We start from the raw sequence: 11,764 nt of genomic DNA on the forward strand, positions 1-11,764 counted from the left end.
AAGCTGGACAATCGAATCGCTTGTCAGCTCTTCGTGTTTCCTTTATCTCAGTCGAAAGGCTCCAGTTCATACGGAGCTAAACGGGGCGCTTCCGCTTTTCTTTCTTTAGGCACTCACCTATTCATCACATTCGTCATATATTGTAATCGATAAGATTTTTATAAAAAAGGAGTGCTTACATTGACGGAGCGCATACTTCATTATTTTGCTGGTGGAAATACAGCTCGAGGCTTTTACAGTTTATATGAATATAATTTAGCTGGTTTAAAAAAATTATTTATTTTAAAAGGTGGTCCTAGAACAGGAAAGTCGACGTTAATGAAAAATATTGGTCAGTATTTTGATGATAAAGGGTACAGCTTACAATACTTACATTGCTCTTCCGATAATGATTCAATCGATGGCGTTATTATAAATGAGTTGGGCGTTGGGATTGTTGAGGGGACAGCACCACATATACTTCAACCTCGTTTACTAGGTACTATAGGACAATATGTAAATATAGAGGAAGCATGGGATGCTGATAGTTTAACTCAGCAAACAGAGAGCATTAATTCATTAATGGAGCAAATAGCGACAGCCTTTCAATCGGCTTATGATTCCTTTGCAAAAGCGTTAAGTGTGCATGATGAATGGGAAGCCATTTATATTGATAATATGGATTTTGATAAAGCGGATGAATTAACAACAGAGATGATTGATAAGCTCTTTGGAAAGCAAACAAAGCAGTCGATTGCGGATGTTCGTCACCGTTTTCTAGGGGCAGCAACACCTATAGGTGCTGTTGATTATGTTCCGAATTTAACGAGCGGACTACAGCATCGCTACTTCATTAAAGGGCGACCCGGATCAGGGAAATCAACGATGCTGAAGAAAATCGCTGCTCAGGCAGAAGATAGGGGCTTTGATGTAGAAGTTTATCATTGCGGCTTCGATCCAAATAGTTTAGATATGGTCATTGTCCGAGATCTTAGCTTCGCTATTTTCGATAGCACAGCACCGCATGAATACTTTCCGAGCCGAGATGGTGATGTCATTATCGATGTGTATGAACGCTGTATCAGACCGGGAACTGACGAAGATTATAGCACAGATATCGAAAATGTATCACGCCGCTATCGTGCCAAAATGAACGAAGCTACCGCTCATTTGGCTCGGGCAAAAGCACTACAGGATGATTTAGAGAAAATGTATGTTGCCAGTATGGATTTTGCTAAGATTGAACGCATACAAGCGGGCATTTTGAAGTCGATTGAAAGTATGAAAGTGAAATAAAGTCGGGCTCACTGAAAAATTGAGAAAAATAAACAACACCTTTCGTTGAAAACAGAAGGTGTTGTTTCCATTTCAACTTTTAAAAAGTACACAGATTTGGAGAAAAAGTGGTTCTGCAAGTAGCTAATTAATAGAAACTTTTTATGAATGTGACTATTTTTTTAAACAATATGAAAAAATTATATTTTTTTAGAATAATAGTTTGTTTTTTGTCAACGCTTACAGTATATTGAGTATATACTTATTTCGTTCAATGAAGAAAGTAAGTTTTCAAATCATCAAAATTATCTTTATTTTAAACTTGAGGTGAAAATAGGTGCGTGTATTACGAAATGGTAGCAAGGAGTTGATTAAAGATATTAATCGATTTAAGGTGCTAAACATTATTCGGGAACAACATGCGATTAGTCGAACGGAAATCGCTAAGCAATGTGATTTAGGCGTATCGACACTAACATACATTATTGAAGATTTGACAAATCAAGGATTAATTCGTGAGGTAGGAGAGTCTTCATCAACTGGAGGTAGAAGGGCTAAGCTTATCGAGTTTAACAAAGAATTTGGTTCAATAATTAGTGTGAAAATTGAAGAAGAGTGCTTATTGGTAGCTTTGACGAATATGAATGCTGAAATTATTGACGTTAATGATATAGCTTTTGCTAAACATTCATCTCCTGAGAAGATTATTGATTTAATCGAAAATCAGATTCATCATATACTTTCGAAAAATAATAAAGAGCGTGAGAACCTGCTTGGAGTAGGTATTCTATCTTCCGGTTTAGTAAATCGCCATGAAGGGCAAATTATACGATCGACGATGTTAGGGTGGAATAATGTACCCATAGCAAACATGTTGAAAGAACGCTTAGAAGGTATTCAAATCTTTGTAGATAAAAATATAAATGGGTATACGCTTGCAGAACTATACAATGGTGTAGGAAAAGAAAATAATGATTTTCTCGTTGTATCTGTCGGTGCAGGATTAGGACTTTCAGCCGTACTTCGAAGAAACGTTTATTACGGCTCAATAGGTGGAGCAGGTGAATTTGGCCATTCAACGATTTCAATTGATGGCTACCCATGTCACTGTGGACAAAACGGTTGTTTGGAGATGTATGCGTCAGAATTTTACTTTAACAATAAAGGAAAAGAGTTAATCGCAGATTATCCACAAACAAGTTTAAGAAGCTTCTATTTTGATGAAGTGGCTAAGGAAGCTGAAAAAGGCGATGAATTAGCCAAAAAATTAATGGCTGGGATGAGCAAATATTTAGGTTACGGCATACGTGATCTAATTAATACTTTTAATCCAGATAAAATTGTATTAGCTGGTGAAGGTATGAAATACAGTCATTTATTTCTCGAAAAAGTAGAAGAAATTGCCCAAGATAATTTCTTCTCGAAGGTAGGCATTCCTGCGATACTAGTACCGTCAAAATTACAAGATGATGCTTGGTTAATTGGGGGAGCGTTACTTGCCATTATTCATATATTTCAAGCGCCAATTTATGAATAAGAGTAGAGCATGAGGTACAAATGAATCTACAGCTGAAGTAAATAGAAACAAGTGAAGATTGTGGAAGTGATTTCTTTACAATCATTTACTTGAATACTGATAAAAAGGATGGACAGCCATATGTTAGAAACAACAAGTTTTGCTATTTTACCAACAAAATTAAATGAAAGTGGAGAAATCCGTCATCAATTACAGTCTATTCAAGATTATAAATGGGATGGTCAAGCGTTAACAGGAACACTGACAAAAGGAAGGTTTCTTTTATACTTTATAAATGAAGTGACGATGCGTTTAACTGTAAATCCTTTTGGTGAGGTGGATGAAAACCCTTCCATTGCTGCTGTTGGCGATACTACTAGAATGGACGGTACATTGGTAGAGTCGGATGATTTTATTACGCTACATATTGGTAAGAATCAAGTTCTTATTCAAAAAGATACTTTTGAAATAACAGTCAAACAAGGTGACAAAACAATCTTCCAGACTGCGCAGGTTCCGGTTTCATATACAAGCGAGAAGCATGTATATTTTTCAATGATGAAAAAAGCTACAGCTCCTGTATATGGACTTGGAGAAAAGTCAGGATTTATCAATAAAAATGGTTCAAAATTAAGCAACTGGAATACAGATGTATATGCGCCTCACAACAAGGATACAGTTGAACTATATCAATCTATCCCGTTTGCAATTATGCATAGTGAAGATGGAACAACGGGAGTATTCTTTGATAATTCACATCGTACAGAATTTGATATGCAAACGAATCCTAACCAGCTAGAGATTATGGCTGAGGGTGGTCAAGTCAACGTGTACTTGTTACTTGGAAACGATATTAAGGAAGTCGTTTCGTCTTATACGAAATTAACAGGAAATACACCGCTTCCACCAAAATGGTCATTAGGTTACCATCAGTCGAGATATAGCTATGCTTCTCAAGATGCAGTTAGACAAATTAAGAAACAGTTTCAAGATCATCAAATACCGTTAGATTGTATATACCTAGATATTCATTATATGGACGGGTATCGAGTTTTTACGTTTGATCAAGATAATTTTTCCGAGCATCAAGAATTAATTTCGGAATTAAAGCAAGAAAACATTGATATTGTCCCGATTGTTGATCCTGGTGTGAAGAAGGATGTTCACTATCCTGTATACCGTGAAGGAATCGAAAAAGATTATTTCTGTAAATATTTAGAGGGACAAGTTTATTATGGCGACGTATGGCCAGGAGTAAGTGCGTTCCCAGACTTCCTTAATAGTGAAGTGCAAGAGTGGTGGGGAGACCTTCACCGATTCTATACGAATCAAGGAATCCGTGGCATTTGGAATGACATGAATGAGCCAGCTGTTTTCAATGAATCGAAAACAATGGATTTAGATGTCATTCATAATGTAGATGGTAAAAAGATTACTCATAAAGAGGGACATAATCTTTATGGATTATATATGAGTAAAGCAACGTATGAAGGCTTGCAGAAACAATTAGGAAATGGACGACCTTTCTCACTAACGCGTGCTGGATATGCGGGAGTTCAACGTTATTCAGCTGTTTGGACAGGAGATAATCGCAGTCACTGGGAGCATTTAGAGATGTCACTACCAATGATTATGAACCTTGGATTGTCTGGTATTGCGTTTTCTGGTGCAGACGTTGGTGGTTTTTCATCTGATCCAACACCTGAACTATTAATTCGCTGGACGCAAGTGGGAGCGTTTTTACCTTATTTCCGTAATCACAGCGCACAAGACTTTCTTAATCAGGAGCCATGGGCATTTGGTGAAGAAACATTAGTTTCAGTGAAAAAATATATAGAGTTACGTTATCGTTTCATGCCGTATATCTATACCTTATTCCATGAAGCTGAGCAAACGGGTCTTCCAATAGTACGTCCATTAGTAATGGAATATCCAAATGATTCAGCGACATTTGATTGCAGTGATCAATTCTTATTAGGAAGCAATGTGCTTGTTGCCCCAATTCTTCGACCAGGGCAAAATCACCGTATGGTGTACTTACCAGAAGGAACATGGTTTGATTTCTGGACAGAGGAAACATATGAAGGCGGTCAATACCATGTAGTTCAAGCAGGTCTTGATACGATGCCTATCTTTGTAAAGGAAGGAACAATACTTCCATTAGGTACTCCAGTTCAAAATACAAAAGAAAAGCAAGACATTGAATTGCATGTATATGTTTCCAATGAGGAACAAGCGAAGGGTGCATTGTATGAAGATGATGGTTATAGCTATGACTACCAAAAAGGTATGTATAGTTATACAAACTTCACAATCGAACAAGTAGAGAATGACTATCAACTTGTACAACATACAGATGGTGAATTTAATCAACGAGCAAACATTGAAAATATAAAATTAGTAGGAAATAAAAATATACAAATTAAAAAATAGAGGGTGAAATAAATGAAAGCAGTTGCGAAAGATTGGTGGAAAAAAAGCGTAGTATATCAAATTTATCCGAAGAGTTTCAATGATACAAATGGAGATGGAATTGGCGATATTCAAGGTATTATTGAGAAACTCGATTACTTGAAAGAACTAGATATTGATGTTATTTGGCTATCTCCTATTTATGATTCACCACAAGAGGACAATGGATACGATATTCGTCATTACCAGGAAATCTATGAAAAATACGGAACAATGGAAGACTTCGATCAGCTTTTGGAAGAAACTCATGCAAGAGGTATGAAGCTAGTCATGGACTTAGTGGTAAATCATACATCTGATGAACATCAATGGTTTGTAGAGAGTAAGAGTAGTAAAGAAAGTCCATATCGAGATTATTATATTTGGAAAGATGGTAAAGAAAATGGTGAACCACCTACTAACTGGGGTTCCGTTTTCAGTGGATCAACTTGGGAATATGACGAGGAGACAAAACAATATTACCTTCACTTATTCGCAACAAAGCAGCCTGATTTAAACTGGGAAAATCCTAAATTACGTGAAGATATTTATGAAATGATGAATTATTGGTTAGATAAAGGCATTGATGGATTCCGTATGGATGTAATCAATTTCATTTCTAAAGATGTAACTTTTCCAGATGCGCCTGTAAAGGAAGGGCAATTATATGGAGATGGTGGAGCTTCTTTTGTAAATGGTCCACGAATACATGAGTTTCTGCAAGAAATGAATCAAGAGGTTATGTCAAACTATGATGTCATGACAGTTGGAGAAATGCCTGGTGTTACTACAGAGGAAGCGAAAAAATATACAAATCCTGACAGTGAAGAGTTGAATATGGTCTTTACATTTGAGCATATGGAACTGGATAGCATAGATGAAAAATGGAATTTTAAGCCGCTTAATTTGGTGGATCTAAAAGAAAATTTCGAGAAATGGCAGACGTCCTTACATGGAGTAGGCTGGAATAGTTTGTACTGGAATAATCACGATCAACCACGTATCGTTTCTCGTTTCGGGAATGATCAAGAGTACCGTGTTAAGTCAGCAAAAATGCTATCAACTTGTTTGCATATGATGCAAGGAACACCGTATATATACCAAGGTGAAGAACTTGGAATGACGAATGTTCAATTTGAAGAGTTAAGTGAGTATCGTGATATCGAATTACTTAATATGTATAAAGAGAAAAGAGAATTAGGCTGGTCTCATGAACGAATTATGAAGGCAATTTACGTTAAAGGAAGAGATAACGCTCGTACTCCTATGCAATGGGATAGCACGGAACATGGTGGCTTTACTTCAGGCACTCCTTGGATTAAGGTTAACCCAAGATATAAAGAAATAAATGCAAAATTGGCACTAGCAGACCAAGATTCTATCTTTTACTATTATCAACGTCTAATTCAATTACGAAAAGAATTAGATATAATAACTGATGGTGATTTTAAACTCTTAATGCGTGATCATGCTCAAGTGTTTGCTTATAAACGTGAATTAAATGGTGAAAAACTCTACGTATTATGTAATTTCTCTGATCAACCAGTAGATTTAGAAGATGAGAATGTAATTTCAACTCTTCAAGATGCAGAAATTGTGATTACCAATGAATCGGAAACTAATGTAAATAGATTGTTACCTTATGAAGCTGTAGTCTATTTATTAAAAGAGTAGTTAGTAGTCCAAAAAAGCTAGATAGAGGAATATAAATAGCCTGAGACTGTAAGAATACAAGTCTCAGGCTTTTCTTAGTTATTTAAAATAATAGGTGAGCTACTCCAACGATAATTGGCAACGTAATCGCTGTACGTAATAAGAAGATAACTACAAGATCTTTGAAGCTAACAGGGATTTTTGAACCTAGTAATAATCCACCTACTTCAGACATGTAAATCAACTGCGTTACAGATAAAGTTGCAATGACGAATCGAGTTAATTCACTTTCAATACCCATCGCTAGTACAGACGGCAAGAACATATCCGCAAATCCAATTAGAATGGTTTGAGATGCAGCCGCTGCTTCAGGAATTTGAAGTAATTCTAGAATTGGAACAAAAGGTAATCCAAGCCATTGGAAAAATGGTGTATAATTGGCGATAATTAAAGCCAATGTTCCCATTGCCATTACAACAGGAGCTACCCCCATCCATAAGTCTAGAACATTTCTTCCACCATCTGCGAAGAAGTTCAGTATTCCTTTATTATTTTCCGCACGTTCAACAGCTAATTTCATTCCCCAAGAGAAAGGAGTATACCCTTTAGGTGTAACTTCATCATTATTAGGTTGATGATCACCATGATACGTATCAGGTTTTCTTGATAAAGGTGGAATTCGCGGCATAATAATCGCAGCTACAATTCCAGATAAAAGAACTGTTAGGTAGAAGGGGATAAACATATGCCCAAGATTAACTTGTGAAATAATAACAAGACTGAATGTAATAGACACAACAGAAAAGGTTGTTCCAATAATCGCAGCTTCTCGTTTTGTATAATAGCCTTCTTCATATTGCTTGCTTGTTAGTAATACTCCAATTGTCCCGTCACCTAACCAAGAAGCAGCACAACCGATAGATGAACGACCAGGAAGTTTGAATAGCGGTCGCATTACTTTCATAAGAAGTGCTCCAAAAAGCTCAAGTAAACCAAAATTTAATAGTAATGGTAACAATAATCCTGCAAAGAAGAATACGGCGAATAAAGTAGGAAGTAAGTCAAATAGCACTGTTCCACCAGTGTCATCCGACCAAAGCCATTCTGGTCCGATATGGAATAATACCATAACAGCAAAGATTGCACCGGTGATTCTAGTAATCATCCAAACAGGACTAACATCAAATAGTGTTGTTAAGAACGTGCTTTTCTTGATGAAAGGTATATTTAATAATTTAACTGCCAATGTGCCAAGCACAGCAAGTACAATAATCGCAGTCATAATATATGGAATAGAATCACCAAGAATGTCTTTAAATGTTCCAGATAGAATAGCAATTGGAATAGTAATTTGTCCATCAAATGAGACAGGAGTCATGAATAATAGAATCCCGACTAGTGAAGGTATGATAAATAGTAATAATGAAGATACTTTATAGTGTTTCAGCGTGTTGTTCATTATTATGTTCCCCTTTACTTTAATTGTATCGGTCGATTAATATATATACATTTTAATGCATAATAATCAAAAAATCTATTAGTATTTTGAAATAACGGTCAATGGTTTTTTTCTTATACCCTATTTTTTCATTTGTAAACTATTAAATCATTGTTAATATGTAATAGATGGAGAATTGTAACTTTTTTAAATATATGCGTATAACAAGGAGAAGTTAATGTATGTATAATAGTTACAAGGTATTTATTATTTTTAGATAAATATTAATGAGGGAGTGTTAATGTGGAAAGAGTACAGCTACAAGATAATATGCAGTTTTCTCGTATTATACATGGCCAATGGAGATTGGCGGATTGGCAATATAGTGATCAACAAGTTTTACAACTTCTTGAACAATGTTTAGAGCTAGGAATAACAACGATTGACACAGCTGATATATATGGACAGTATACGTGTGAGAAGCTTCTTGGAAGAGCATTATCATTGAAACCTCAGCTTCGTGAACAATTAGAAATCGTAACAAAATGTGGAATCAAATTAACAAGTAGAGATGATGTAAAGTTGAATCATTATGATTCAAGCAAGCAACACATTATAGAGAGTGTACATACTTCGTTGGAGAATATGCAGACAGACTACATAGATGTATTGCTCATTCATCGTCCAGATGTACTTACGGACCCAGCAGAAGTAGCTGAGGCTTTTTCAGAGTTAAAGCAAGCAGGGAAAGTAAAGTGTTTTGGAGTATCTAATTTTTCACCTTCACAAATCTCCATGTTACAAACATATCTGGATATGCCCCTTGTCACAAATCAAGTTGAATTGTCTGTTTTGGAAAGAGCTCAGTTTGAAAATGGAACGCTAGATCAAGCACTTGAAAGACGTATGCCACCAATGGCTTGGTCACCTTTAGCTGGTGGAAGAATTTTCACTAGCGAAGATCCTCAAGCGGTCAGAGTGCGTACGACTCTTGAAAAAATAGCTGCTGAAATAGGAGCAAGTAGTATAGATCAAGTGATGTATGCATGGTTGTTGAAACATCCGGCGAAAATTATGCCAATCATAGGCTCAGGAAAAATCGAGCGAATTAAATCAGCTGTTGCAGCATTGTCTTTAACTTTAACAAGAGAGCAATGGTATGAAATTTGGGTAGCATCAAGAGGTAAACAAGTAGATTAATTTACAATATAAATGTGAAAGAGGGTTGTATTTCTTTGATTAAATGTATTGCAATTGATATGGATGGTACTTTATTAAATATGGAGCAAAAAGTAAGTGCAGCAAATAAACAAGCGATAGAGCATGCTCAATCTAAAGGTGTAGAAGTAGTAATTGCTACAGGACGTTCTTACATAGAAGCTAGACACGCATTGGATGAAGCTGGTTTAAAGTGCTCCATTATTTCGATAAACGGAGCTGTTGTGTGGGATGAATCTGGAGAAATCGTTGCTTCTAACCCAATGGACGTAGAAGAGGTTGAAAGAGCTAGAGCAATCTTAGATGAAGCTGGTATCTATTATGAAGTATATACGAATAAAGGCACGTATACATATGATAAAGCTGTTGCCATTGAAACGATTGTCGATTTGTTTGCTTCAGCTTTCCCTGATGTCGATCCAAACTATTTGAAGAAGAAAGCAACAGAACGTTTTGACTTAGGTCTGGTACATGAAGTAGCCAGCTATGATGAATTGTTTAAAGATGAAAGTGTAGAATGCTTTAAGATGCTTGTATTCTCTAGTAATCATGACCTGTTAGGACAAACAGGCGGTCGAATTAAGCAACATACCGCATTAACAGTAAGCTCATCTGGTCAAGAAAACCTAGAGATTACAAGCAGTTCAGCTCAGAAGGGCATTGCATTAGAGAAGTTTGTAGCCAAGAGAAATATCGCTCTTAGCGATACGATGGCAATTGGCGATAGCTATAATGATGTATCAATGTTTGAAAGAGTGGGAAAAGCTGTAGCAATGGGGAATGCGGTTGCAGATATTCAACGCTATTGTCATGAAGTAACATTGAGCAATCATGAAAGTGGTGTTGCTCACGCGATTGAAAAAGCGATAAAGTGAAGCGTTTATAGAGGTATAAAAACAAAATGAACAACAAAGTCAGGCACCTACGTAAACTTTCTAAAAGAAAGAGGTAGGAAAATGAATAAGTATAAGTGGTTGATGATTATTATTTGTTTATTCATCATAACAGCTTGTAATAAGGCGAACGATGTGAAAGATGAGAAACGAGAAGAGCCTGTCAGTAAGAGGAGTGCACCTATTGAAGTAGTGGCAACTCACCTTAAGATTCCATGGTCTATTCAGAAAGCGAATAGCACGTTTTACATTAGTGAACGAAGAGGAACTGTTGCTGTTGTGCAAAATGGACAAGTAACAAGAGAACAAGTTCGATTGAAGGAAGCTTTATCATCGCAGCCTGAAGCTGGTTTTTTAGGATTTATTTTATTGCCTGACTTTGAAAAATCTCAGCAAGCCATTGCGTATTATACGTATGAGCAAGCCGGACAGCCTCTGAACCGAGTTGTCATTCTACAAAGAAAGAATAATGAATGGCACGAAATTAAAACGCTTGTAGATCGAATTGTTAGCGGGCAATATCATCACGGTGGTCGTATGCAAATAGGCAGAGATGGATTACTTTATATTACAACTGGTGATGGTGTGAAAGAAGAGCGCGCACAAGATATTCATTCATTAAGTGGAAAAATCCTTCGAATGAATTTAGATGGAAGTATACCTAAGGATAATCCGATTCCAAATTCTTATGTATATAGTTATGGTCATCGAAATCCACAAGGTCTTGCTTGGGATCAACTAGGAAATCTCTATAGTAGTGAACACGGCTCATCTGCTCATGATGAAATTAATCTCATTCAAGCGGGGGGAAATTATGGTTGGCCAATTATACAAGGAGATGAAGTGAAGGAGGGTATGAAAACACCTCTTATTCATTCTGGTAACGTGACGTGGGCGCCATCTGGAATTGCTTATCATAACGGATCTCTTTATGTGGCAACTTTGCGAGGTGAAGCAGTCAAACGTTATCATCTTCAATCGAAGAAGATGGAAGATATAGTGAAAGATATTGGGCGTGTCCGCGATGTATTTATAGAAGGGAATACGTTGTACTTTATTTCGAATAATACAGACGGACGAGGTAACCCTTCGAAAGATGATGATCAACTGTATAAATTAGAATTATAGGTAATGGAAGAAGCTAACTTTAAGGAGTTAGCTTCTTTTTATTTGGTTAGGGATTTATAAAATATTTGGTAGTTGATCACTTTGAAATAGAGTGATTCTACATCCAGCTTCGAGCACCCAACGCCTAGTAAACTTCACACTTCTTCTTACGATAAGTCAACTTAGAAATTTGGAGTCGGCCCGTTTAGCCCCGATAAGCCCCGACAAGCATAA

The 11,764-nt window shown here is 36.5% G+C and carries 8 protein-coding genes; 7 read left to right on the forward strand and 1 reads right to left on the reverse strand.

From position 1 onward, the window contains the following. Positions 1-180: 180 nt before the first annotated feature. From V7014_RS12090 to V7014_RS12105, 4 genes are all read left to right on the forward strand, one after another. Positions 181-1,275, forward strand: a complete 1,095-nt coding sequence (locus tag V7014_RS12090; protein WP_335507422.1) for a PRK06851 family protein — start codon at positions 181-183, stop codon at positions 1,273-1,275. Between the two features lie 316 nt (positions 1,276-1,591). Next, entirely contained in the window at positions 1,592-2,791 is a 1,200-nt protein-coding gene (locus V7014_RS12095; protein WP_335507424.1) for an ROK family transcriptional regulator, read from the forward strand. 120 nt (positions 2,792-2,911) lie between these two features. Then, positions 2,912-5,203 carry a glycoside hydrolase family 31 protein gene (locus tag V7014_RS12100; protein ID WP_335507425.1) on the forward strand — a complete coding sequence of 764 codons (2,292 nt, stop codon included), beginning with the start codon at positions 2,912-2,914 and terminating at the stop codon, positions 5,201-5,203. A gap of 12 nt (positions 5,204-5,215) precedes the next feature. After that, positions 5,216-6,895 (forward strand): glycoside hydrolase family 13 protein, encoded by a 1,680-nt coding sequence (locus V7014_RS12105; RefSeq protein WP_335507426.1) that lies wholly within the window; start codon positions 5,216-5,218, stop codon positions 6,893-6,895. An 82-nt stretch (positions 6,896-6,977) separates the two neighbouring features. On the opposite strand, the gene V7014_RS12110 is transcribed toward V7014_RS12105, so the two are convergent. Further along, the gene (locus V7014_RS12110; RefSeq protein ID WP_335507428.1) at positions 6,978-8,333 is read right to left on the reverse strand and encodes a YjiH family protein; all 1,356 of its coding nucleotides are present in this window, start codon (positions 8,331-8,333) and stop codon (positions 6,978-6,980) included. A gap of 282 nt (positions 8,334-8,615) precedes the next feature. On the opposite strand from V7014_RS12110, the gene V7014_RS12115 reads away from it, so the two are divergent. The 3 genes from V7014_RS12115 (at position 8,616) to V7014_RS12125 (ending at position 11,551) form a co-directional block, all read left to right on the forward strand. Next, positions 8,616-9,512: an aldo/keto reductase gene (locus V7014_RS12115; RefSeq protein WP_335507430.1), complete on the forward strand. Its 897-nt coding sequence runs from the start codon at positions 8,616-8,618 to the stop codon at positions 9,510-9,512. 35 nt (positions 9,513-9,547) lie between these two features. Next, positions 9,548-10,405 (forward strand): Cof-type HAD-IIB family hydrolase, encoded by an 858-nt coding sequence (locus V7014_RS12120; RefSeq protein WP_335507433.1) that lies wholly within the window; start codon positions 9,548-9,550, stop codon positions 10,403-10,405. Positions 10,406-10,486: 81 nt separating this feature from the next. Next, positions 10,487-11,551, forward strand: a complete 1,065-nt coding sequence (locus V7014_RS12125; protein ID WP_335507435.1) for a PQQ-dependent sugar dehydrogenase — start codon at positions 10,487-10,489, stop codon at positions 11,549-11,551. The last annotated feature ends 213 nt before the right edge of the window (positions 11,552-11,764 follow it).

Source organism: Bacillus sp. JJ722, assembly GCF_036963345.1.
Lineage (GTDB): Bacteria > Bacillota > Bacilli > Bacillales > DSM-1321 > Bacillus_AD.

Coding starts and splice junctions, on each gene's coding strand:
- V7014_RS12110 (WP_335507428.1), bottom strand. CDS start 8,333: ATGAACAACACGCTGAAACACTATAAAGTATCTTCATTATTACTATTT.
- V7014_RS12125 (WP_335507435.1), top strand. CDS start 10,487: ATGAATAAGTATAAGTGGTTGATGATTATTATTTGTTTATTCATCATA.
- V7014_RS12100 (WP_335507425.1), top strand. CDS start 2,912: ATGTTAGAAACAACAAGTTTTGCTATTTTACCAACAAAATTAAATGAA.
- V7014_RS12105 (WP_335507426.1), top strand. CDS start 5,216: ATGAAAGCAGTTGCGAAAGATTGGTGGAAAAAAAGCGTAGTATATCAA.